Annotated in this window: 27 protein-coding genes and 1 pseudogene; 1 reads left to right on the forward strand and 27 read right to left on the reverse strand. The window is 45.5% G+C overall.

Features of this window, described 5'->3' with window-relative positions:
- Positions 1 to 55: 55 nt before the first annotated feature.
- Positions 56 to 393: pseudogene (locus MJB10_RS14895) on the reverse strand (nucleotide pyrophosphohydrolase).
- Between the two features lie 113 nt (positions 394 to 506).
- Here MJB10_RS14895 and MJB10_RS14900 point away from each other — a divergent pair.
- The gene (locus tag MJB10_RS14900; protein WP_314795835.1) at positions 507 to 1,379 is read left to right on the forward strand and encodes a YitT family protein; all 873 of its coding nucleotides are present in this window, start codon (positions 507 to 509) and stop codon (positions 1,377 to 1,379) included.
- 57 nt (positions 1,380 to 1,436) lie between these two features.
- On the opposite strand, the gene MJB10_RS14905 is transcribed toward MJB10_RS14900, so the two are convergent.
- The 26 genes from MJB10_RS14905 to ndk all read right to left on the reverse strand — a co-directional run bounded on the left by MJB10_RS14905 (position 1,437) and on the right by ndk (position 24,195).
- Positions 1,437 to 2,315: a sporulation protein YpjB gene (locus MJB10_RS14905; protein WP_314795837.1), complete on the reverse strand. Its 879-nt coding sequence runs from the start codon at positions 2,313 to 2,315 to the stop codon at positions 1,437 to 1,439.
- Between the two features lie 54 nt (positions 2,316 to 2,369).
- Entirely contained in the window at positions 2,370 to 3,029 is a 660-nt protein-coding gene (locus MJB10_RS14910; RefSeq protein ID WP_314795839.1) for a DUF1405 domain-containing protein, read from the reverse strand.
- A 74-nt stretch (positions 3,030 to 3,103) separates the two neighbouring features.
- Positions 3,104 to 3,994 carry a c-type cytochrome gene (locus MJB10_RS14915; RefSeq protein WP_314795841.1) on the reverse strand — a complete coding sequence of 297 codons (891 nt, stop codon included), beginning with the start codon at positions 3,992 to 3,994 and terminating at the stop codon, positions 3,104 to 3,106.
- Between the two features lie 20 nt (positions 3,995 to 4,014).
- The gene (qcrB, locus tag MJB10_RS14920) at positions 4,015 to 4,686 is read right to left on the reverse strand and encodes a menaquinol-cytochrome c reductase cytochrome b subunit (RefSeq protein ID WP_127451419.1); all 672 of its coding nucleotides are present in this window, start codon (positions 4,684 to 4,686) and stop codon (positions 4,015 to 4,017) included.
- Positions 4,687 to 4,703: 17 nt separating this feature from the next.
- Positions 4,704 to 5,249, reverse strand: coding sequence for a QcrA and Rieske domain-containing protein (locus MJB10_RS14925; protein ID WP_314795847.1), 546 nt, complete (start codon positions 5,247 to 5,249; stop codon positions 4,704 to 4,706).
- Between the two features lie 281 nt (positions 5,250 to 5,530).
- Positions 5,531 to 5,962 carry a DUF2487 family protein gene (locus MJB10_RS14930; RefSeq protein ID WP_314795849.1) on the reverse strand — a complete coding sequence of 144 codons (432 nt, stop codon included), beginning with the start codon at positions 5,960 to 5,962 and terminating at the stop codon, positions 5,531 to 5,533.
- Positions 5,963 to 6,148: 186 nt separating this feature from the next.
- The gene (locus MJB10_RS14935; RefSeq protein ID WP_314795851.1) at positions 6,149 to 6,337 is read right to left on the reverse strand and encodes an IDEAL domain-containing protein; all 189 of its coding nucleotides are present in this window, start codon (positions 6,335 to 6,337) and stop codon (positions 6,149 to 6,151) included.
- Between the two features lie 179 nt (positions 6,338 to 6,516).
- Complete coding sequence (locus MJB10_RS14940; RefSeq protein ID WP_314805640.1) at positions 6,517 to 7,629, reverse strand: hypothetical protein; 1,113 nt, start codon at positions 7,627 to 7,629, stop codon at positions 6,517 to 6,519.
- Between the two features lie 166 nt (positions 7,630 to 7,795).
- Positions 7,796 to 8,386 (reverse strand): histidine phosphatase family protein, encoded by a 591-nt coding sequence (locus MJB10_RS14945; protein WP_314795853.1) that lies wholly within the window; start codon positions 8,384 to 8,386, stop codon positions 7,796 to 7,798.
- 18 nt (positions 8,387 to 8,404) lie between these two features.
- Positions 8,405 to 9,034 (reverse strand): anti-sigma factor family protein, encoded by a 630-nt coding sequence (locus MJB10_RS14950; RefSeq protein ID WP_314795856.1) that lies wholly within the window; start codon positions 9,032 to 9,034, stop codon positions 8,405 to 8,407.
- 6 nt (positions 9,035 to 9,040) lie between these two features.
- Positions 9,041 to 9,622 (reverse strand): RNA polymerase sigma factor, encoded by a 582-nt coding sequence (locus tag MJB10_RS14955; protein WP_314795858.1) that lies wholly within the window; start codon positions 9,620 to 9,622, stop codon positions 9,041 to 9,043.
- 407 nt (positions 9,623 to 10,029) lie between these two features.
- Entirely contained in the window at positions 10,030 to 10,911 is an 882-nt protein-coding gene (locus MJB10_RS14960) for a polysaccharide deacetylase family protein (protein ID WP_314795860.1), read from the reverse strand.
- A 169-nt stretch (positions 10,912 to 11,080) separates the two neighbouring features.
- On the reverse strand, positions 11,081 to 12,169 hold the full coding sequence (locus MJB10_RS14965; RefSeq protein ID WP_314795861.1) for a prephenate dehydrogenase: 1,089 nt from the start codon (positions 12,167 to 12,169) through the stop codon (positions 11,081 to 11,083).
- 27 nt (positions 12,170 to 12,196) lie between these two features.
- The gene (hisC, locus tag MJB10_RS14970; RefSeq protein WP_314795862.1) at positions 12,197 to 13,297 is read right to left on the reverse strand and encodes a histidinol-phosphate transaminase; all 1,101 of its coding nucleotides are present in this window, start codon (positions 13,295 to 13,297) and stop codon (positions 12,197 to 12,199) included.
- Between the two features lie 16 nt (positions 13,298 to 13,313).
- A complete protein-coding gene (trpA, locus tag MJB10_RS14975) occupies positions 13,314 to 14,129 on the reverse strand; it encodes a tryptophan synthase subunit alpha (RefSeq protein ID WP_314795864.1) in 816 nt (271 codons plus the stop codon).
- Between the two features lie 3 nt (positions 14,130 to 14,132).
- Entirely contained in the window at positions 14,133 to 15,326 is a 1,194-nt protein-coding gene (trpB, locus tag MJB10_RS14980) for a tryptophan synthase subunit beta (RefSeq protein ID WP_314795866.1), read from the reverse strand.
- A complete protein-coding gene (locus MJB10_RS14985) occupies positions 15,323 to 16,021 on the reverse strand; it encodes a phosphoribosylanthranilate isomerase (protein WP_314795868.1) in 699 nt (232 codons plus the stop codon). The genes trpB and MJB10_RS14985 overlap by 4 nt, the downstream gene beginning before the upstream one ends.
- Positions 16,022 to 16,047: 26 nt before the next feature.
- Positions 16,048 to 16,842 (reverse strand): indole-3-glycerol phosphate synthase TrpC, encoded by a 795-nt coding sequence (gene trpC / locus MJB10_RS14990; RefSeq protein WP_314795869.1) that lies wholly within the window; start codon positions 16,840 to 16,842, stop codon positions 16,048 to 16,050.
- Positions 16,832 to 17,872: an anthranilate phosphoribosyltransferase gene (gene trpD, locus MJB10_RS14995; protein WP_314795870.1), complete on the reverse strand. Its 1,041-nt coding sequence runs from the start codon at positions 17,870 to 17,872 to the stop codon at positions 16,832 to 16,834. Before trpD ends, trpC begins: the two co-directional genes overlap by 11 nt.
- A gap of 19 nt (positions 17,873 to 17,891) precedes the next feature.
- Complete coding sequence (gene trpE / locus MJB10_RS15000) at positions 17,892 to 19,439, reverse strand: anthranilate synthase component I (RefSeq protein WP_314795872.1); 1,548 nt, start codon at positions 19,437 to 19,439, stop codon at positions 17,892 to 17,894.
- Between the two features lie 289 nt (positions 19,440 to 19,728).
- The gene (gene aroH, locus MJB10_RS15005; RefSeq protein WP_314795874.1) at positions 19,729 to 20,115 is read right to left on the reverse strand and encodes a chorismate mutase; all 387 of its coding nucleotides are present in this window, start codon (positions 20,113 to 20,115) and stop codon (positions 19,729 to 19,731) included.
- A gap of 7 nt (positions 20,116 to 20,122) precedes the next feature.
- Complete coding sequence (aroB, locus tag MJB10_RS15010; RefSeq protein WP_314795876.1) at positions 20,123 to 21,214, reverse strand: 3-dehydroquinate synthase; 1,092 nt, start codon at positions 21,212 to 21,214, stop codon at positions 20,123 to 20,125.
- A 1-nt stretch (position 21,215) separates the two neighbouring features.
- Positions 21,216 to 22,379, reverse strand: coding sequence for a chorismate synthase (gene aroC / locus MJB10_RS15015; RefSeq protein WP_314795878.1), 1,164 nt, complete (start codon positions 22,377 to 22,379; stop codon positions 21,216 to 21,218).
- 205 nt (positions 22,380 to 22,584) lie between these two features.
- Positions 22,585 to 22,749 (reverse strand): hypothetical protein, encoded by a 165-nt coding sequence (locus MJB10_RS15020; RefSeq protein WP_314795880.1) that lies wholly within the window; start codon positions 22,747 to 22,749, stop codon positions 22,585 to 22,587.
- Positions 22,750 to 22,841: 92 nt separating this feature from the next.
- Positions 22,842 to 23,624: a CheR family methyltransferase gene (locus MJB10_RS15025; RefSeq protein ID WP_314795882.1), complete on the reverse strand. Its 783-nt coding sequence runs from the start codon at positions 23,622 to 23,624 to the stop codon at positions 22,842 to 22,844.
- Positions 23,625 to 23,751: 127 nt separating this feature from the next.
- The gene (ndk, locus tag MJB10_RS15030; protein ID WP_314795883.1) at positions 23,752 to 24,195 is read right to left on the reverse strand and encodes a nucleoside-diphosphate kinase; all 444 of its coding nucleotides are present in this window, start codon (positions 24,193 to 24,195) and stop codon (positions 23,752 to 23,754) included.
- Positions 24,196 to 24,205: the final 10 nt, after the last annotated feature.

A 24,205-nucleotide genomic window follows, 5' to 3' on the forward strand; every position in this document is an offset into this window, starting at 1 on the left:
CCTCCTTACCATTCGCGGTTTTCCCGACTTATGGGGATGGTATAGTTTATGAAGTTCAGTTTGTTTCGGTGTTTATTTTAGTCCAACGCCCTGCGTCACGCGTGTTGAACTTGTGCATGATTTTATCATGGGCTTCTGTCAAATCAATCCCAAGCGAGTTGGCAAAGCAGATCGTAATGAACAAAATATCGCCAAGCTCCAACTCAATTGAATTATCGGCTTCTGTGCTTTTTTTAGGTTTCTCCCAAAAGAATGGTTCACCTCACGGGCCAATTCGCCCACTTCTTCCGACATTCTTGCCAGCATGGACAACGGACTGAAATAACCTTCCTTAAACTGGGAAATATAAATATCAACCTCTTGTTGCAGGTCTTTTAATGAGCGCTCTGACATTGGCATCCTTCTTTCCATCTTCTACAAAGGTTATCCTCCTTATGTTAAACTAAACAAGAAAAGTTGACAAATTTTTTTAACCCGCAGGTAACTTAGGTTTGGAGGACATTCACATGATATTCAAAGAAAGATTGCAAGATCAATTTATTAATGTGCTAGGCATCAGTATCGGCACGGCAATTTATGCGTTTGGGTTGCATTATTTTGTTATTTCCAATGAACTTATGGAGGGCGGCGTTACAGGAATTTCCCTATTGCTCAAATATGTGCTTAATGTACCTCCTTCCATTTCCACACTCCTATTTAATATCCCCTTATTTTATATAGGATGGCGAAATTTCGGAAGAGGCCCGATGTTATATACAATTTACGGGGTTGTTTGCCTATCCTTCTTTCTATGGGTCATGGAATGGCTCATCCATATGGGCTGGCTTATTCCTTTTCAGACGACGCAGGACTACTTCTTGGCCACTTTATATGCGGGTATAACACTCGGAACAGGGCTTGGACTCGTATTCCGCTTTGGCGGCACCACTGGCGGCTCTGATATCTTAGCCCGAATTGGTCATAAGAAACGGGGCTGGAGCGTTGGACAAGTCATTCTCATTATCGACGTCCTCGTAATCGGTTCATCGCTCATTTACTTACCGAAAGAGAAAGTGCTCTATTCACTAGTAGCCGTATTCGTCACTTCGCGGCTGATCGATTACATATCAGAGGGCGCTTACGCGGCCAAAGCTTTCACAATCATCACCGAGCAACCCGGTATGCTGGCCGATACAATTACAAAAGAACTAGATCGCGGTGTTACCTTATTCCCAGCGCGAGGCGCATATTCAGGCAATACCAAAGAAGTCGTTTATTGTGTCGTATATCGGCATGAAACGAGACGAATGCGAGAATTGATTCATGCTTTAGACCCTCGCGCATTCATCATTGTTGGGGATGTACATGAGGTTTTTGGGGAAGGCTTTAAAGCACATTAAATTTGTATACAAAAAAGTGGATGGGCCAGCTCCAAGAGCTTGCTCCATCCACTTTTTTCAAATATTCTCGCCTTTTTCCCGCTGTTTGACTGGCACAATATGACGTCCCGATTGGCGCATGCGCCATCCGACGTAAGATAACACGGATACAATGATGAACCCCATGCTAATCGACCAAATAATCGGTTGATTCGGATCCGTTAGCGGTACATAAGCTAGTGCATCCTTATGTTTCATGAACAACTCATCCAGTACGGCATTCAAGCTTGTAAGCGCGCTGTCAATTTGCTTCATGGGCATTGGTTTCGTGTTCACTTGTGTTCCAATGTAGCGTAAGAGAGAATCAAGCTTCTCTACCGATGAAGGTTCACGACTAATCAGGAGAGAAGGATGAATGATTGCAATATGCTGCACGAGTACACCGTACTCTCGAATGGCATCCCCTGGATTATTCGCTTTAACTTGTTTGCGCATCATATCACTATCGTTGAGCAAAACTTTATAGTATTGCAGCCACATCGGCTGATTCTTATGCGTAAGTGCATCCGTTGCTAAACGGATCTTAGCCACAGCAATTTGACCCTCTGCAGGTGAATAATTAGCCGCGTTATACACGCGTTTCGCCTCTGTGATCGTTTGAGTCAACGCATTCAAGCCCTCAACCGAGGTAATGCCTTCGAACTGAATCTTCGGGATTTGATCTGCAATTTGGCTTAGTTTATTTCTTGCATCCGATACTTGCCCAGACATCGTCAACGTATACATCTCTTCTGCAATTCCATTCAGAAAAGCAATTTTCTCTAGTTGCACGGGATCCATCGGCTTCAGAGCTTGTCCGGTGGTACCAACGCTTTTTCCGCAAGCAGCAAGTACACATACGACTGCTGTGATGAGTAGTAGGATCATTAGACTTCGTTTGCCTCTAACGAAAAACATGGGACTTCCCCTCCTTCACCATCATCATATGGAGGTTCGTCCCATTTTAGACCATTATTGCGGTAGTTTGACCCTGCTTTTCTCTCTTGCCAAATAACACGTGATCGCAATCCAAATTCCAATGATACTCAAGCAAATGGTGAAAAATTGTATGGTGCCTAAATAAGGATGCAATTCACGTTGCAAGCGTGGGAACACGCCTTTTTCATAATCCATATAGTCATTCCACAAGGTCCAAATGGCGACGATAACGACAGCTGGTATCCCGTAGGAAAACCACCGTACGAATAATAGCGCTTCCACCGCCATTGCCAAATGTGACGCCGTTAACATCCAACCATCCCATCCCACGGATGCGCCTTGGTAAGCCCCTGCCCAAATCATCGTAACGGCCCATATCCCATATTTAAAAGAAGTAATTAATCCGAAAGCTTCGATAAAACTGCGAATGGCTTTATATAGCTTACTTGGTGTTCGCGTTGATGAGCGATCGGCAATCAAATAACCTACGGATAATGTGAAAAATAAACTAGCCGTCGGGCTATCTGGCACAAAGTACACATACCATACAGGATTTTCAGCGATGGTGTCTATCATTTGCCCCCAATACCATTCATAGCCATAGATCGTCCCAAGGATATTGCAGATGAACAACAACCATAACATTTTCTTATCGAGCAAGAATTCTCGACTCCAGAAATAGGAAACGGACATGCAGGCTCCTCCCATGTATACCAACATTTCTTTTCAAAAAAAACCTGATCACTTTCGCGACCAGGTTCTTTGGATTATTGAGTTTTTTGTTTCGATAACCATTCAGCCAATTTATCAATATCGGCATCTGTTAAGCCTTTATCAATGTTCGGCTTATACATGGCAGGCATGTTGCCTTTACCATTTTTAATAATACCCAGAATGTCTTCTTTCGTGTGACCGTCACCTACACCTAGTAGAGCAGGTACACCCGAAGCAGGCATTCCCTTAAGTTGTGCGCCGTGACAAGCTAAGCAAGTTGCTTTCGCGTAAATCGCAGCAGCTGGATCATCAGCAGCAACGATAGCTGCCGCTTTTTTCGTTTCTTTCTTCGCGCCTTCACCAGCAGCTGCACCTTTGTTCTTGTGCATTTCTTCTTCACGCTTGATGTGCTCTGGGATAATGTTCTTCTCTTTGAGCTCAAGTTGGTAGTGACCCCAAGATGTGTACGTAAGGTATGTACAAGCAACCAAAGATAAAATCATAAGGCTTGAAGCGATTGGTCTTCTATAGAAGCGACGCTCTTTCCCTGTATCCAAGAAAGGAGCTAGAAGTAAACCACCGAAAAGTAACCCAGGAACAACTACCGCTCCAAGAACGACGTAATCTCCCGATGTGTATGGATACTTCAGCAATTGATACATGAACAAGAAGTACCAGTCTGGCATCGGAATAAATGCGGTGTTCTTAGGATCCGCTGGATAACCAAGCGGAGCTGGGTCAGACATTACTAGAACTAACATACCTACCAGGACAACAACCCCAACCATCCACTCTTTTAGCAAAAAGTTTGGAATGAATGCCTCTGACTTACCAGGGTAAGCCGAGTAATCTCTAGGAATGAGACGTTGCTCTGGAGTTTTTTTAATTACGCGGGAATCTCCAACGTAAACGATTTTTTCATCAGACTTATGACCATGCGCCACGCTATTCGCCCCTCCCTAAATTATAGCGGTCCGGAAATACCTTGTTTGCGAATCATGAAGAAGTGTCCGGCAAGCAAAGCTAGAAGAACGCCAGGCAGGAAGAACACATGAATAGCAAAGAATCGAGTTAGTGTTTGGGCACCAACGATGCTTCCGCCTTGCAGCAATGTTTCGATGTACGGCCCAGCCAATGGTACCGAAGCTGCAATTTTCATACCTACTTGAGTTGCAAAGTAAGCTTTGTTATCCCATGGAAGCAGGTATCCCGTAAAACCAAGACCTAACATAACGAAGAAAATGAGCATGCCTACTACCCAGTTCATTTCACGTGGAGCTTTATAAGAACCTGTGAAGAACACGCGCAGGGTATGTAAGAACATCATTACGATAACTAAACTAGCTCCCCAGTGGTGCATACCTCTGACGATAACACCGAAAGCTACTTTATGTTGTAAGTAATCAACACTTGCATACGCATTGATAATATCAGGTGTGTAATACATCGTTAAGAACATACCTGACAAAATTTGAATGACTGTGATGAAAAACGTCAAGCCGCCAAAGCAATAAACGAATGCGGAAAAATGATGAGCAGGGTTTACGTGCTCTGGCACCTCGTGATCCGCTACATCCCTCCACATAGGCGTAATATCAAGACGTTCGTCAATCCAGTTGTATACGTTTTTAAACATCTGATCGTGACGCCCCCTTATACTCTTGTGTTAGCATGCAGTTGTCCAACATACACGAAACCATTCTCTACTTTAGTCGTATATTCGTCTAGAGGTTTAGGCGCTACAGCAAGGTTCTTCCCATCTTGCGTATAGTGAGCACCATGACATGGACAGAAATACTGATCTTTGTATGCAGGGTTATCGTTCCAGTTAACCGTACATCCAAGATGCTTACACGTTGGATTTAACGCAAACAGCTTACCGTCGCTGCCTTTGGAAATCCATGCTACCAACTCAGCATCGCTCTCGTACCAACCATCAACCTGATGAACTTGGAACGTAAACGCTTGTGGTACATTTGTAATTTTACTTTCTTCGACAACTTTAACCCAATCCGATGCTGATTTCTTCTGAAGAACTGGATCAATGGCGAACCGAACCATCGGTATGATAATTCCTGCTCCCATGAATCCTCCAGCGCCACCAAGGGTATAAGAAAGAAATTGTCGACGAGACATTTCGCGTTTGGTCCCGGGTTTCTTCCCATGCTGTTCTTCTTTGTGATTGTTATGATCACTCATTCTCAGGTCTACCCTCCTACATTGGCCGAAGTCCGAACCCTCTCGGACATCAGTTACCTCTATCACGTGTCGTTCGACATTACACTACATAACTAGGACATTTCTAATAATAGCCTACGACTACTAGGTCGTCAAGAATTCATAACTCCTTTTATTCATTTGAAATCTGCGCATTCGGACAAATTTTAACGAAATTGTCACAACTTTTTGGAAGCCACTTTCCTCCATTACTACCCTTATCTTGCACATTTTTTTTCCAATAATACATGCGCTCGCCGATCTTAATCTACCGGGTACCAAAGTTGCTGCACTTGCCCCGTAATGCCAGCTCGAATGGCTTCCACTTGTTCAGCCCATTGATCTCGATCTACAACAATTAACAAATCTGTGTGCTTGGATGTCCACGTCAACGCTTCCTGGCATGAAGTTACGACAATGACATACCGAAAACCTGACTGCTTGACTTGCTGTGTTACCTTTTCTACATACTTGCTGCCATCTTCACTGATTATATAATGAAGTGCTGGATATGTAACGACTCTGCCTTTGAAAGGTATTTCAATGACCTCCATCACGTCTCTGAGATGTTCTAGGGCTGAAGTCACTTGCATGGGGTCTTCACGGCCTGTCAGCCCAGTAATCGGCAGCAGGCATGTGTCTAGATATGGTTTCAATTCCGGCCAATCTTGTGGGGCAATGTCATTAAATTTCAAGGTGTGCGCCTCCCTATCATTTACCAAAACCACATAGGCTATGTAGGCTATGCTCAACTTGTACTTTAATCGCTTCGCAACACGACTGTCAATCAAAGCTGAGCGGATCGATCTGCAACAAAGCAAAAGAGACATGTGAATGATTCCACATGCCCTCGGTTTGAAACTTTGTATGCGCAGCGATGATTACCCTCGTGATAGTAAAACCTTTAATTCAGAAGTGAGCGCCAAGAAGGTTGACTGATCTCCCTTTGCTAAAGCACGATCAATTTCCTTATAAAGATTTTCTTCTCTATATTTGCGTAAGGCATTATCCCAAATCATTTCCGCGAAAAGTGCCAGCAGCGCATCGTTAGATACATTCATTTTTCCCATGAGACCTACCTCCAAATGTTGTCCGCGGTTTGTCAGGAGCTTTGTTTTCGCAAAAAGTGATGTGTCGATATTGGTATTCCCCAACCCGTTTACATGCTCCTAGTTCATCATATTCAGTTCGATGGTCAACGCTTCATTCAAATGCCCGTATGAACGGGAATGTGTTAGTACCTAGTTTTTCAAAGCAAGGCGACCTTGTCCTCATTCGCAATGCTGATCCCCTTAATGACACTTGAGCCTAATTTGGTCACTTGTATGACGGCTCCATTAGTGAGATCTTCTCCAATTCGGATCAAACCTAAGTGCATCATCATTCGAATAATGCGCTGCTCGACGATGGATTCTGAGCTATCGTAATAGAAAGGTTTTACTAACTTGCTTAATAGCTCAACAAGCGATGCCAAGGTCACCCACTGCTCACACAATCGGTCGAGCCAACATGCTAAACTTTGAATATTCGGTATCGGATTCTTGTATAGACGTAGCCAGAAGGTATACACGTCACTCATAGTTTCCTTTTTACCATGTTGTAACCGGACTTTTCCTGTTTCTGTTAATCGTAGTGTCAAATCATGTTCACTAATCAGTTGGTGGTAATAACAATAATCATAGATCAATGAGAATCGGTTCGGATATTCCTTGAACATACGCCCATAGCCAAATCTCCACTGACCCTTGGCCACCATCTCTTCTTGCACGGATAACATTTGAAGTACTTGTTGAAGCTGCCTTTTGTACATGAACCCTTCTGTCGTTAGTGAAATGTCCTGCTGGGCAACTGCCATTAGGAAATGATAGATATCATCCACGAGAAGCATCTGCTCATCTCGATACACGGCAGGTTCATCTGTCTTCATCAACGATTGCTTAAATTGGTTCGCTAACACATCGTTGAATTTGCGCTTCAAATCCGATGGTACGTGAAATAGAAACTTGGTTTGCTGGGAGTAACCATTAAACAACCAACCTAACTTCTTGAATTTCACAATCATATCCCTTGGATTCCATTCATCGGCACCATCTTGCCCAAATCGCGACTGTTGAACTCTAGCGATGAGTTCCTCCATACTGAATGCATTGCGAGGATCAGATAAGAGGGAATTCAGAAAACGTACGTTTTCCAAAGAAAGACTCTGAATGTGCTTCTCAAAGATGTCTTTGCGCATGGCCGTGCTGAGGATTGATTGAATCAGTTCATTCTTGGAATGACCATTGCACTCACACTCGTAGGTCGTTGCAATGCGGCCTAATTCATGGATATCGGCATAACTGAGCATATCGGCTAGGTTCATTTCCATCCTGCATCCTCCTTAAAGTTTGCGAAGCAAACTAGCATCGAAAGCATTCGCTAGAGCAACATGATCGACGTCGATGTTTCTAGTAACCATTATGGGATTTTTTCCCGAAAATATTCCGCTGAAAATAAAAAAACATGACTCTTAACGAGTCATGCTTCGCTTAAATCGAAGATTCAGTTGGTGACTGCAAATGCAGTAAACAATTGTATAGCTGTAATTGCCATTGGTTTTCTGCACGTGATAATAGAGTTAAAGACGTATTCTCCAGGAATTGTTCCTGATTCAATTGCAACTCGCGAAGCACCTGAACGATGAACCCGCCGTGAGAGATCAACAGCACTTTTTTACCCTTATAAGCGTCTAAAATGCCTGCTTCAAACGCTAACCAACGTGCCCACAGCTCGTGATCCTTCTCCTGGCCTAGCTCCTGAAGCTTCCAGTCAGCCCCCCAGCGAGCTTCACGCTCAACAGCCGTCGTACCTTCAACAAGACCGTAACTTCTCTCTCTCAACCTAACGTCCATCGCCAAAAGAGGGATACGTGATTGCTGCGCAATAATCGAAGCAGTTTCACTAGCTCTTTTCAAATCACTGCTAATGATCCCATCCCAGCTTTCATCAGCCAATCTCAACCCGAGCAGCCGAGCCTGTTCCCGACCTTCATCCGTTAATTCGGTATCCAATTGACCTTGCAGCTTGCCAAGGCGATTCCATTCCGTACTACCGTGACGAATAAAGCCTATCGTAGTCAATGCTCTACCTCCATTGCATTAGTTCTTCGTTCGTGATAACCAATTCATAATGATAATTGTTGCAACTAACCCTAACAAGGAAACGACTAATAAATAATGCGGATAAGAGTGAATCGGTCCCACGTGGAAACGCAAAGGCTCCATAAAGCTTGGATTGAGACTCGCTACCGCGTCGCCTAGTTTATGACCATTCATCGACTCTGTACCGCTTGACTTCAAAGCCTGTGGTGCTTCCAAATCAAAAATGGAACTATCTGCAGAAGCTACCGTGGAAGGAGGCGTGCCATCATAAACAATCGCAAATAAGAAGCTGAATATAAACAAAGCTAAACAAAATGCGATTACAACCGTCAGGTTACGTCTCAGTTTATACGAAATGGCATACATCCGTTCCGAAACGGGAATTCGCCAAGACTCATCCTGATAAATCCGATTCATGACTTTCCCTGAAATGACAGGTTCAAAATCGGTAAACTCCTCTTCGTTCGCGGCGGATCGGATCAGGATCATGCTCTCTTCCCAGATCTGAAATTCTTCTGCGCAAGAAGAGCAAGTAAGTAAATGCTCATCCACTGCGACTCGACGCAGGTCATCATTCGGCAAATCCCAATAGACTCCAAATAATTCCTGGATCTCACTACAATTCATCGCTTGTCATCCCTTCGATTCTTCGAATATCGGTTCACTGAAATAAGGATCCAGATGCAGTTTGACGGATGCCCTAGCTCTAAACAGAAGCGATTTCACAGAGCTTACTGTTTGTCCTAAAATATTAGCAATTTCCTGATAATCCATCTGATCATACTCCCGTAAAATCAACGCGGAACGCTGCTTCTCTGGTAAGCTGTTAATCGCATCACGCACCATGGATACTTTCTCGTTCCTCAACATCGCTTGTTCTGGCATCGCATCGAAAGAGGCATGCGGCGTTAAACCGCTTTGCTCCAGCGATACTTGAACACTTTTATTTTTGCGCAGCTCACTCAATACCGTATTACGGGCAATCGTATATAACCATGTTGAAAAAGAAGCCTCGATTTCGCGAAATGAGTGCAAACTGCGATACGCTTTATAGAATGTTTCATTACACAAATCTTCCGCAACGGCTTCCATTTGTGTGTTTTTTAACATATGAAAGATAAATGCAAGGATTTTACGCTCGTAACGACGCATGAGCTCGTTATATAGCTGAACATTTCCATCCTTGATTTCTCTGATCAATTGGGAATCGGTCATTACGTGGCGACCCTCCTCGCGATTCCGGGTACCACTCCAACTGTTCCTATTTGTTGTACTAGTGTTGGAGTGAAAAGTTGCGATACAAATAAAAAAATATATGCATATTTATTGTGCAGAATATGTCCCTCGTAATACTTCTTGATTCATCGCAAAAATCCTGCTAGATTCGACAATTTGTTGGATAAAGTTCATAATTCAGTCTTTCCGTAGTATCCAATGGACTACATGCACTCTAAGAACTATATGTTCGTTATAAGAAACTCAGAGCAAAATAAACAAAAAAAAACCGCCGTAAACGGCGGTTGCACTTATGGTGCGATTATCGGATAGGAGTGGAGAGAAACCATACTGTACTTTTATTATATGTATACGGTTTCATTCTGTCAACACTTTTTTGAAAACGTTTACTCGAGGTTTTTTGCTACCATTTTGGGATCATGTTGTCCCATCGCTTGATTGATTAAATTGTTAATCGAATGCGGCCGTACATAAGGGCTCCCCGCATTAATGCGAGGAATTTGCATGGAGTCCAGATCCCGTGAAGTTAATCCAGCTTTGGTCGTGAAGGCAAACTGTATGCCCGCTTCCTGCAGTTGAGCCATGGTCGTTTCTGTATAGCTGCCAAATGGATAGGCGTACGCATCCACTTTCGTTGCAGCATTCAAGCTTGTGAGCTTCGACATACAAGACTTCGTATCATCTACGACTCGCTTCTTGTAAACATCATCTGTTTCCTGGACGCCGTTAATGAAAAGCTTATTGGACAGCATAGGCTTACCATCTTGTGCCGCATGCAAATGGTCTGAATGACATTGAAACTCAATGTCGGGGTCATCCTGGCGTATTTGTGTAATCTCTTCAGGCGATAAAGCGGCTAACTTTGGTTTCTTAGGATCGTCCAAGTCTTTCGTAATCACAAAGTTGACGGCTGGGATTTGTAATTTTTTAAGAATAGGATATGCGTACGTAAAAAAGCTTTCGTATCCATCGTCAAATGTCACGAGTATCGCATTATCAGGTATTTGCTTCCCATCCTGCTTGAATGCTTTGAATTGATCGAGTGTAATGAATTCGAACCCTCTGCGTTTCAAATATTGCAGCTGCCGTTTGAACAATTGTGGTGAAATCGTCACAGAGCTTGATTCCTGATCATCAAGATGATGATAAACCAACACCGCGACTTTGTCCGTGTAAAACACATCTTTGGTACTTGCAAAAGTAGGGGAAAAATTAAGAAATACAATCAAACAAGCTAAAACACTAGCAACTAACATCCGAAATTTCAATTCAAACCGCCCCATCAACTTCAATATAAAATAGAAAAAATAAAAGTTATTATATCATGGGTCTTCAGTCCTGTGAATCCGTTTACAAAAAATAAAAAAAAGCAAGCCCCTATGCCTCTGGTCTGATCAAAGGTTAGGAGCTTGCTTATTCAGTCTTATTGTGTAGGTACTACACATGGACTTTGTATTCAGTACTGAGGAGTTCAGACGCACGATCTGCTTCCTCTTGACTGCGGAATGATAATCTTAATACGCCTGGCACATCTTCACGGCTCTCGATGATTTGAATATTGCTGAGGTTGATTCGCTCATTCCCCAACAGAGAGGTTATAGATCCTATAATACCGGGATGATCGGGAACATCGACATAAATATCGAATAACGAAGTGAGAACACCTTTGCGCCGTTCAGGCAACGATTTACGGAATGCCCCAGCCAAACGGAACTGTTCAGCAATCCCTTCCCCATCGCTAACTTCAAGCAAATGAACAAACCGCGAAATTTCCTCGTTCCAATCTTTCAGCAGTTTGAGCAGGACCTCCCGATTATTTACGAGAATGTCTCGCCAAATCATAGGTTCACTCGATGCAATTCGCGTAATATCACGGAAACCGCCAGCAGCTAAATTTTGATATAACGTATTATGCTCATTGTACCCTCTTACCTGGTTCACTAAGGCAACAGCAATAATATGCGGCAAATGGCTAATCGCACCAACAATATCATCATGTTCACTCGCGCCCACTTGAACGATCTGCGCCTTTGTCAGGCTTAGAAGACTAGTCAAGCGATCCACTTCAGCCTGTGGCGTACCTTCAGCGGGTGTCAGCACATAGAAAGCATTCTCATAGAGATGGGAAGACGCTGCCTCCACCCCATGCCGCTCGGAACCTGCCATTGGGTGACCGCCGATAAAATAAACGCCCTCTTTCAAATGCGCTGAAGCACTCGCTGTGATTGAAGCTTTCGTGCTGCCGACATCGGTAATGATGCAACCTGATTTGAGAGGCAGCTGCATCAACTGCTGCACATATTCTTCCAAGCTTCCAACGGGAACACATAGAAAAATAAAGTCAGCTCCGTCCACAGCTTCCGCCATATCCGTAGTCGCGATATCAACGACATTACGTTTCAACAGTTTCTCAACAGATCGAGGATTCGGCGAGTGACCGACAACGGTGAAGTCAGGTTTTCCTTTAAAGCAGAGGGCGAGTGAGCCGCCAATCAAACCTACGCCGAATATTGCTATTTTCGTCATGAAATGAATCAACCTTTATCCTTGGAATTAGACGCCAACAGGAACCTCAGCAAGCACCTCTGTTAGAGCCGAAATGAATTTTTCATTCTGCTCGCGCGAACCGATGGTCACTCGAAGCGAAGTCGGGAAGCCAAGCATATGACCGCCGCGGATGATGATGCCCCTACGCAGCAATCCATTGAACACATCGCCTGCTGGACGAGCAACATCCACCATAATAAAGTTGCCGTGTGCAGGGAAGGAAGACAAGCCAAGCACTTCGAACTGTTCTTTCAAATAATTCAATCCAGCCGTATTCGCTTCGCGGCATCTAGCGATGAACTCTTGATCTTTGATAGCGGCAAGAGCTGCGGCTTGCGCAAAGCGTGTCGTATTGAATGGCTCACGCACTTGATTGATCGAACGTATGACATCTGGATGTCCAATACCATATCCAATTCGAAGCGAAGCTAAGCCATAAATTTTGGAGAAAGTGCGCAATGCAATAACATTACGGTATTGGCCAATCAGCTCTATACTATCTGGGAACTGACCCGTCGTATTGTACTCACAGTAAGCTTCATCGAGGACAACAATGACATGATCTGGAACTTTGGCTAGGAAAGCTTTAATTTCTGCATCCGTATTCATAGTACCTGTCGGATTGTTCGGGTTACATATCCATACAATCTTCGTACGGTCTGTAATCGCAGCGGCCATCGCATCCAAATCGTGTGTACCCTCTTTCAAAGGTATTTCGATGGAAATCGCGCCTTCGATTTCACAGTTATGTTTGTACTGTGGGAACGTGTGCGAAGCCATTACGGACTCGTCTCCAGGCACAAGGAATGCCCGAGCAAGCATCAGAATTACTTCATCTGAGCCAGCACCGAAAATAAGTTGATTCGTTGCAACGCCAACTGAAGATGCAACTGCTTCGGTCAGCTGAACGGCTCCGCCATCAGGATATAGGCTGATGTTCGCAAGTTCTGCCTCAATAGCGGCTTTCGCATTAGGCGACGAACCGAACGGGTTCTCATTGGAAGCAAGCTTAATTACTTCGGTTAAGCCTAGCTCGCGTTTCACTTCTTCAATCGGTTTTCCTGGTTGATAGACGGGTAAATGGACAATCGTTGCTTTCGGTTTCATGAAGTCACCTCACCAATTAATTAGCTGAACGTTTTAATTGACCTACAAATTTTCCAATTTGCGCAAGACCTTCGGGATGAGCTCCATCCTTCTCCAAATGAGGCAATGCATTCTCAATCGTACGAACAATTGCGCTGCCTACGACTACGCCGTCACAGAGCTTCTCAAAACGCTCAACCTGTTCGCGATTCGAGATGCCGAATCCAACGACGATCGGAACGGAAGCTGCTTCACGCACGGTTGTGAGAAAATCCTCAATTCCGCCGAAAAACTCAGCGCGTTCGCCAGTAACACCTAGCGATGACACACAATACACAAAACCGCGTGCACCCGCAGCGATGCGTTGTACTCGCTCATTCGAGGTAGGTGCCACTAAGGGAATCAAGTGAACGCCATGGCTTTCTGCAATCGCTCTTGTTTCACTGTCCTCTTCGAGTGGCAGGTCTGGAATAATAATACCGCTGATTTCATTTTCTTGCATGATTTTGAAAATATGTTCCAGTCCGATTTGCAGAACCGGATTGTAATAAGTGAAAAGAATGAAGGGCAGCTTCGATCCTCGACTCCGCGCTTGACGAGCAACATCAATAACATCGAAGATAGAAATCTTACGTTTCAGTGCGCGCTCCGAGGATCGCTGAATAACAGGACCGTCGGCTAATGGATCGGAGTAAGGAACACCCAGCTCAATCAAATCTGCACCAGCTTTTTCCATCTCTAAAATAAGTTCAAGCGAAGATTCAATCGAAGGGTCACCAATCGTTAGGAAAGGGATCATCGCGGTTTCACCGCGCGCTTTGAGTTCTGCAAAACGACTATCAATACGGTTCATCGCTTAAACCTCCTTGCCTAGGTAGCTGATAATGGATTCCACATCTTTATCGCCGCGGCCTGACAGGCTGACAACAATAATTTGATCCTTGGACATCGTAGGAGCTAGCTTCAATGTTTGTGCAATCGCATGAGCACTCTCTAGGGCAGGAATAATCCCCTCTGTGCGGCTGAGCAATTGAAGGGCATCCAATGCTTCTTGATCGGTAATGGGGTAGTAGGTTGCGCGCTCTGAATCTTTGAGATACGCATGCTCAGGTCCAATCCCCGGGTAGTCCAGACCCGCAGAGATGGAATGCGCTGGCAACACTTGACCATACTCATCTTGAAGCAAATAGCTCAGTGAGCCTTGGAATACGCCTGGCGTCCCTTTGGTCATCGTCGCTGCATGCTCTTCCGTCTCCACACCGCGTCCAGCAGCTTCAACACCGATTAACTTCACCGTTTCATCCTGCACAAAAGGATAGAAAATGCCCATCGCATTACTGCCTCCACCCACGCACGCTACGACGGCATCTGGCAAACGGCCTTCTGTTTCCAGAATTTGCTCACGGGATTCATCACCAATAACACGTTGGAAATCGCGTACCATCATCGGGTAAGGATGAGGCCCCGTAACGGAACCTAAAATGTAATACGTGTCCTGAACATTACTCACCCAGTAACGAAGTGTTTCGTTACATGCATCTTTCAACGTCCGCGTACCTGAAGTAACAGGAATAACCTCGGAACCGAGCAATTTCATACGGAATACGTTTAATTGTTGACGCTTCGTGTCTTCTTCGCCCATGAACACTTTACATTCCATGCCCATCAGTGCCGCTACCGTTGCCGATGCTACGCCGTGCTGCCCCGCACCTGTCTCAGCAATAATTTTCTTTTTGCCCATGCGTTTCGCCAAAACGGCTTGTCCGATGGTGTTATTGATTTTGTGCGCGCCAGTGTGGTTTAAATCTTCGCGCTTCAAATAAATTTTAGCCCCGCCCAGCAGTTCAGTTAAACGTTCTGCATAGTAAAGCGGGGTAGGTCTGCCCGAATATTGCTTTTGCAAATAGCGAACTTCCGCAATAAATTCAGGATCATCTTTATATCGTGCATAAGCTTCTTCAAGCTCATGTAAGGCATTCATTAATGTTTCAGGTACATAACGGCCGCCGAACTTGCCAAATCGGCCATGCTGATCAGGTACTTGTGTCACGTACGGGTCACCCTTTCCACAAACGCGGTAATTTTCGCAACATCTTTCACGCCATCTGTCTCAACGGCGCTAGACAAATCAACACCGTCAGGTGCATAGGCGGTCACTAATTGATCGACATTATCAATGCTCAATCCGCCAGCTACGAGCAATGGCAACTTGGCTGAGCGAGCCCATTCTTTATACACGGGGATGCAATCCCACGCAAACGTTTTACCAGATCCGCCGCCATAGACAGGGTCAAACGTATCTAGTAAAACCGCATCAATGGAGCCGATATACGGATTTAATTGATCCGCCACACGGTCTATTGTAGGGATTTGATCTTCGGTTTTGGAAATCGAAACCGACTTAAACACTTTCACGCCAAACTGCTCGCGTACCCACTTGCAAAATGCAGGCGTTTCTTGACTGTGCAGCTGAACAACGTCAAGCGGAGCAACAGCTAGAATGTCCGTTAATTCATCTTTCGTCGGATTTACAAAAACACCAACGGAAAGCGGAACAACACGTCCCTCCGACGCTTCGGATTTTAAATAAGCAATAAGCTCCGCAGCCTTCTCAGGCGTTACCCGGCGCTTGCTAGGTGCAAAAACAATACCGATATGAGCTATCGGCAAATGTACGATTGATTTTAACACTTCAACGCTTTGAAGTCCACAAATTTTTACCGTTGGAACCGAGCCCAAAGCCATGTGTTTTCCCTCTTTCTTTCGCGTTGTTACGCCTTTTTAGCCCAATCACCCATCAATTCATGGACCGCTTGCTCGACGAAAGGCTGTCTCATGAAATGCTCACCGATGAGTACGGCTTTCGCTCCCACACGTTCCACATAGGCCATATCATCCACCGTTGAAATCCCGCTTTCACTAACTACGGTAATGCCTTGAGGCATTTGGGCAATTAGCTCTTCTGTCGTACCTAAATCGGTTACGAAGGTTTTCAGATTCCGGTTATTCACACCGATCATTTTCGTGTCAAGCTCCAAGGCACGCTCCAACTCTTCCCGATCATGCACCTCGACAAGCACATCCAAGCCCAAATCTTTCGCAAGCGCTAAATATGCCTTCATCTGCGATGTCGTCAAAATCGCTGCGATCAGTAGAATCGCATCGGCGCCCAGCAATCTCGCTTCATAAATTTGCTTAGGGTCAATCGTAAAATCCTTGCGAAGCAATGGCACCTTCACCGTTTCTCTAACAGCTTGTAAGTAGGCATTACTTCCTTGGAAATATGAAACGTCCGTCAGCACGGAAATACAATCGGCACCAGCTCGCTCATAAGCTTGCGCTAAGCCAACTGGTTCAAAATCCTCTCGAATGAGTCCTTTCGATGGCGAAGCTTTTTTGACTTCCGCGATGAGCCCAACAGAACGGTTCTTACGCGCTGTCAGCGCCTGCTCAAAGCCGAAGCAGGGAGGAAGCTGTGCAATAACCTTCTCCGCCTCAGCTATTGAAAATCCGCTCATCGCTTCAACTTCGATGCGTTTTGTAGCAACAATTTTATCAAGAAACATGGCATAATTCTCCTGTGTAATGGATTAAGTCATTCAACTTCTGCTCCGCACGGCCAGAATCAATCACATCCGCTGCAAGCTTTACACCTTGTTGCAAAGTACCCACATGACCCGTGACATAGAAGCATGCTGCTGCATTGGCAAGCACGATATCACGATGCGGACCTTTCTCACCTGCGAAAATATGCCGAATAATTTCCGCATTGAGAATTGCATCACCGCCGCCAACATCTTTGATGCTGTGCGCGCGTAAGCCTAGATCATCAGGAGTAATCGTGTACGTGCGGATCGTGTCTGATTTCAGTTCAGTCACCTTCGTCGGCGCTGAAATGCTGAATTCATCCAAACCGTCTTCACTTGCCACGACTAATGCTCTTTTCAGACCGAGCGCTTGCAGCGCCTGTGCAATCAATTCCGTCTTGGATCTGTCAAATACACCTAGCACTTGGCGATCAGCACCTGCGGGATTCGTTAATGGCCCCAACAAATTAAATACCGTTCTGAAGCCAAGCTCCCTGCGCGGCCCAGCAACATGCTTCATCGATTGATGATACGCTTGCGCGAACATAAAGCAAATTCCTGTACGATCCAAGCATTTGGCTGCCTGCTCACTGTTCAGCGTAATTTTCACGCCAAGTGCTTCCAGCACATCTGCGCTGCCGCTTTTACTCGACATGGCCCGATTACCGTGCTTCGCAACGCGAATTCCGCCTGCCGCAGCAACGATTGCCGCTGTTGTCGAGATGTTAAAGGTTTCCGCTCCGTCTCCTCCCGTGCCGCAAGTATCGAGAAGATCACTTTGTATAACATCGACGTGAAGCGCCTTGCTTCTCATCGTTTCTGCGAAACCAGTAATCTCATCGAGCGTTTCGCCTTTCATGCGTAAAGCCGTTAGGAGGCTGCCAATCTGGGCAGCTGAAGCAGCTCCCTCCATGATTTCTGACATGACAACACGTGCTTCTTCTCTAGATAAATGAGTGCCTGAAGTAACTTTACCTAACGCTTGCTGTATAGTAATGAACCCGCTCATATCCAAGTTCCTCCTCCTTTTATGAGTTAACAAAATAATCTTTGTTAATATCGCTAACAGGTCTCGGCTCAGGACTGAACATGGCTTCCGCCATTCGGATTGATTTCAGCAAAGCCGTCGCTTTGTTTACGGTTTCTTGATATTCGCTCTCAGGCACTGAATCCCATACGATGCCTGCGCCAGCTTGCACGTAAGCTTTGCCATTTTTGAAGACAATCGTACGAATGGTTATACAAGTATCCAAATTCCCAGAGAAACCGAGGTATCCGATTGCACCTGCATAAGAACCGCGTGATTCTGGCTCCAATTCCGCAATAATTTCCATCGCCCTCAGCTTCGGCGCTCCAGACACCGTACCTGCGGGCATACAGGATAAGAAAGCATCAAAGAAATCCTTATCTTTCGCAATCTTTCCAGATACGTTAGAAACGATATGCATCACGTGTGAGTACCGTTCAATGTCCATGAATGTGTCGCATTTCACCGTTCCAAATTCAGAAACACGACCGATGTCATTGCGCCCAAGATCAACGAGCATCAGATGCTCTGCTCGTTCTTTCTCATCCGCGAGCAATTCAATTTCATAAGCATGATCTTCTTCTGGCGTTTTGCCTCTCGGACGCGTGCCCGCAATTGGTCTTGTTTCGACTTTCTCTTCCTCGACGCGCACTAACAACTCAGGAGACGTTCCCACGATCACTTCATCATCCATTTTCAAGACATACATATAAGGTGAAGGATTCATCGTCCGCAGCACACGATACACTTGCAGCGGGGAAACGGTCGTTTCCATTTCGAAGCGTTGCGATAACACCACTTGGAAAATGTCCCCAGCTCGGATATATTCCTTTGCCTTGTTCACATTGGCAATGTACTTTTCCTTCGTAATGTTGGAACGCACATCGCCTAGTTCTGGCTCGGATACGATCGGATTGTGGGTCATCGTGTCTGAACCTAATGGCCGTTTAATTTTCTCGATCGTTGCATCAATTTTCTCACACGTTGCATGGTACGCATTCGCGATATCAGCATCGGTCGCAAACTGAGGAACATGTACATTCGCAATCACTTTAATCTGTTGTTTGAAATGATCAAATACGATAACTTGATCGCAGAACATGAATTGAATGTCATTCATTTGGAGATCATCGATTTGATGAGCTGGCAGCTTCTCATAGTATTGCAGCAAGTCGTATCCGAAAAATCCAACAGCACCGCCTGTGAATCGCGGCAGATCAGCAAGCTGAGGGCTGGAGTAGGAACGAAGGTACGCTTTCAACACTTCGATGGGCTTCTCATCCGTAACTTTATTCTCGGATTGTGTCTCGACCATTGTTTTTCCATGCTTCGCCTTAATCATCAAGAACGGATCGCTGCCAATGAAGGAATAACGGGCCCATTTCACGCCTCCCTCTACGCTTTCTAAGAGGAAAGCACGCGGCTCTTGATATAAGTGTTGAAACACACGAATCGGTGTCTCTGTGTCTGCTAATAAATGACGAACGACTGGGATCAAATTATAAGTTCGGGACAAACGAATGACTTCTTGCAATTCAGGTGTATACATGGAAACATCCCCTCTCAGTTTGCTAGCTGCTCGCTTTTCGGCGCTCCAAACTCTATTCGAATACAAAAAAACCTCTACCTAGGGGTAGAGGTTGACTTAGTTTCAGTAGACGATTAGGATGAATTCGAAATAAGTAAGGAGCCAAAATATGAGTAAACAAACGCTCTCCATAGGGAGACGTACGTGTAACCTCATTATGTAGCTGCTCTACTAATCTCATCTCAACTGGTCTCTGCTCTACTGGGCTAACTCTGCTCTACTTACCTAACACTCATCTAATTCCACTATACTACCGGGTAGCTTCATTTGTCAATTTAACAATATCAGGGCGAAGTGCCTTCGCTTCTTTCAAATACACATGATTGATTTCCGCTTGTGCTTTGGGTGTATTCACCTGAACCATCAAACGAATACATCTCGGCAATGCATTCTCAACCGGCACTTCTAGCGAACACATTAAAGGAACTAATTCCCAACCAACCATGGTACGAATCGCTCTCGCTGGGAACGTTGCCGTAATGTCTTCTGTCACTGTAATGAAAACAGAACCTATATCCTCTGGACGGAAATCATTGGCTTCTACAATCGCTTGAAGAAGCTCGCTTGTTGCTGCCAAAATTTCGTCCGCATCATTCATTTCAACCGTCGTCGCGCCGCGAATTCCCCGTAAGTACATCGATTAATTACTCCCCTTTTAGAAGGTCAACAATTTGTCTTACTTGCCCTGTCGTTACATCCTTACGGATTTCGACTTTGCCTATTTCAGTCGGGATGATATACACCATCGTACCTTCCCTGAACTTCTTGTCATGCATCATCGCACTCATAATCGCATCCGTATCCAAATGAGCAGGAATTCGAACAGGTAGTCCATATTTCAGGAACAATCCCTTAGTTACGGTATGTATGTCTTCACTATATCCGAATTGCTGAGCAAGCTTTGCAGCGCCAACCATGCCAATCGCAATGGCTTCGCCATGCAGCAGTTCGCCGTACCCTGCTACCGCTTCCAAAGCATGTCCGATCGTATGTCCCAAATTCAAAATCGCACGGAGATCGTTCTCACGTTCGTCTTGCGATACCACAATCGCCTTCACTTGGCAGCCGATATAGAGCGCATAGCTGAGCGCTTCTGGATCTAGTGCCAACAGCTTCTCAGCATTCTCTTCGCACCACTGGGTAAACGCAGCATCCCAAATCAAGCCATGCTTGATCACCTCAGAAAGCCCCGCTTTCACATCGCGAAGCGGCAACGTCAAGAGCAAGTCGATGTCGAACAGCACGAGCTCCGGCTGGTGGAACGCCCCGATGATGTTCTTCGCCATCGGGTGATTGACCGCCACCTTGCCGCCGACCGAGCTGTCGTGGGCAAGAATTGTTGTCGGGATCTGCACGAAGCGGATCCCGCGCATGAAGCTCGCTGCCGCGAAGCCGGCGAGATCGCCGACCACGCCTCCTCCGAGGGCAACGATCGCAGAATTGCGATCAAGGCCCGCCTGGAGGGCGGCGGTTACGATTCCCTCGAGCTGCGCGAGGGATTTGGAGGTTTCGCCTGCCGGCACGACGCAGGCTGTCGCGGCGAAGCCGCCCTCGCGGAGCAGCGTGAGCACGCGCTCCAAGTGCAGCGCCGCCACCGATTCGTCGGTGACGATGAGCATCGGCGACTTGCGGCTCAGCTTCGCGCGTTCGAACAGCGCCGAGATATTGGATAGTATGCCTTGACCAATATAAATCGGATAAGACCTTTCGCCAAGCTCTACGGTTAGCTCTCTCATCCTAGTAGTTCTCCACTTGTTTGAGGAAGTTTGTTAGGTTCGCGCGAATTTCTTCGATAGAATCTCCACCGAATTTATCGAGGAAAGCATTCGCGACTTCCCATGCGATGACGTTCTCCATGATCACGCCTGCCGCTGGGACTGCACAAGTATCGGAACGTTCAACCTGTGCCGTAAATACTTCTTTCGTATCAATATCCACGCTTTGCAATGGTTTGTACAAGGTAGAAATTGGCTTCATTACACCACGAACGATGATTTGCTCACCTGTGGTCATACCGCCTTCAAATCCACCCGCACGATTCGTTCTGCGTCTGAAACCTTCTTCTTGCGTGTAAAGTATTTCATCATGAACGTTAGAGCCTCTACGCTCTGCCGCTTCAAAGCCAATTCCGAACTCAACACCTTTGAAAGCTTGAATGGAGAGAACCGCTTGTGCGATTTTGCCATCCAATTTGCGATCCCATTGTACGTGGCTGCCAAGACCGACAGGTACGCCTTCGATGATAACTTCAACGATACCACCTAATGTGTCGCCATCTTCTTTGGCTGCATCGATCGCAGCGATCATTTTCGCTTCTGCTTCTTTGTCCACAACGCGAACTGGTGATTCTTCAGTAACCGCGATCAACTCATCGATAGGCAGCTCTTGACGCTTCACTTCAACATCGCCAATACGAATGACTTGTCCAGCTACTTTAATCCCGAACTCAGCGAGCAATTGACGAGCAACAGCTCCTGTAGCTACACGCATTGTGGTCTCACGCGCACTGGATCTTTCCAAAATATTACGTAAATCTTTTTGATTATATTTAAGTCCGCCATTCAAATCGGCATGTCCAGGACGTGGACGATTCACGCGGCGTTTGCCTTCGTTATCTTCCTCAACAGGCTCAATACCCATAACGGAAGTCCAGTGTTTCCAGTCATTGTTCACGACAACGAGTGCGATTGGTGCACCTGTCGTTTTACCGTGACGCACACCTCCAGCGATCGTAGCTGTATCTTTCTCAATTTGCATCCGACGACCGCGGCCGTAGCCCTTCTGACGTCTATGTAATTGGTGATTTAATTCATCAAAGTTCAGGGTTACATTACTTGGAAACCCTTCAATGATCGCAGTGAGCTGCGGGCCATGCGTTTCACCTGCTGTTAAATATCTCACAATCCGTTACCCCCTAAGAATTTTACGAAAAAAAATAAAGATCCGATTCTATATCATTCGCTTTAGCGCTTTGACGCGCGATTACTTCTTGTCATTATAGTATAGCAACTCAGGTTTGGCAACAACACAAATGCAAAAACACGCTGCACAGGTAAGGATATCTCCTTCCCACGCAAGCGTGTTATCAACAAGACATGAATTGCATTTATCCGTGCATAGGCTGCTTCTGGACGATTCTAAGAGGTTCACATAGCTGAGGATCATTCATCAATCCTGAGATTTGTGAGGAATCGACTCCTAAAATTTGTGCACATTCTTGAATGGAAATCATTCCCCTGCGATACGCGGTAATTACCTTGCGTTTGTCCATGATAGCCCCCTCAACGTGTATGCATTGTTCAAAGCTAGAAACCTGTCCAACTTTGTTGTGCTACATCTTAGTATTGGAAGTTATGGAAGTTCTTATACACCCTTTTTTCGATAAAAAAACGTATCAGCCGCTTCCAAATCATATTGTCCTGGCGAGAAAATTTGTTCCGTCGATCCGACGAACAGCAATCCACCAGGTTTAAGCGCTTTGGCGAACTTCTGATAGAGCACATGCTTCGCTTCTTCGGTAAAATAAATAATCACATTCCGGCACACGATCAGATCGAAGCCCGTATCGAAGGTATCCACAAGCAAATTCTGCTTCTGAAATTTAATCGCTTTCTTTAGCTCATCCGAAATGTGATACATCATTTGATCTTGTCGGAAATATTTCTTCACATAGTTTGCTGGCACATCCCGAATCGAACGATCTAAGTACGCGCCTTTACGTGCTTTCTCTAGCGCGCCATCGTCGATATCCGTTGCGTGCAGGCTCGTCTCGTTCAGTGCTCCATGTTCGGCTAAAATCATTGCAAGTGTATACGGTTCTTCCCCCGTGGAACATGCAGCGCTCCAAACTTTCAATCGGCGATTCCGTTTCAGCATCTCAGGAATGAACTTCTGTTCTACCAGCTCCCAGCGATTCGGATTACGCCAGAACTCTGACACATTGATCGTCATGCGATCCAGGAACTCATAGAATAATTCTTTATCTTTCATCATCGCATCGAAAAAGGCTACAAATGTATTGTAACCTCGCTTCATCCGCAAGGTAGTTAAGCGTCGCTTCATCTGTGCTTCTTTGTAAAGGGCCAGATCGATGGACGTTTGTTCCTTAATCTTCTTAATAAATAATAAAAAATCTTGATCCTCCATGCTGTCCACCCACCTTGATCAGTATCTATTGGTTACATTCTGTGGCAGATAGACAGATTCCTTCCTAAAACAACAAAAAACCTGCATCACGAAGTGATTGCAGGCTAAAGTTAGCAATTTATGTCGACTAAATCCAAGGCTGGATGTTTTTATCGTAATCGATAATTTCGTGCGGTTGGAAAAAGTTGCTGATTTCACGCTCTGCGCTTTCAGGCGAATCCGAGCCGTGGATCAAATTTAAGTGCGTATGTACTGCGAAATCACCTCGAATGGTCCCTGGTGCGGCTTCCAGCGAACTCGTTTTCCCCATCATCGTTCGAGATAAGGCAATGACTTGATCACCATGCCACACCATTGCAAAGACAGGGCCAGAAGTAATGAAATTAACCAGTCGCTCGTAAAAGTCTTTCCCTTTGTGTTCCGCATAATGAGTCTCGGCTTGCTCTCGTGAGATCACCATGAGTTTACTGCCGATCATTTGGAAGCCTTTCTGCTCAAATCGTTTCACAATTTCGCCGACAAGCCCGCGCTGAACCCCATCTGGCTTCACCATTAGAAATGTTTTTTCCATTGAAAAATAC

The organism is Paenibacillus sp. MBLB1832, from assembly GCF_032271945.1.
Lineage (GTDB): Bacteria > Bacillota > Bacilli > Paenibacillales > NBRC-103111 > Paenibacillus_E > Paenibacillus_E roseopurpureus.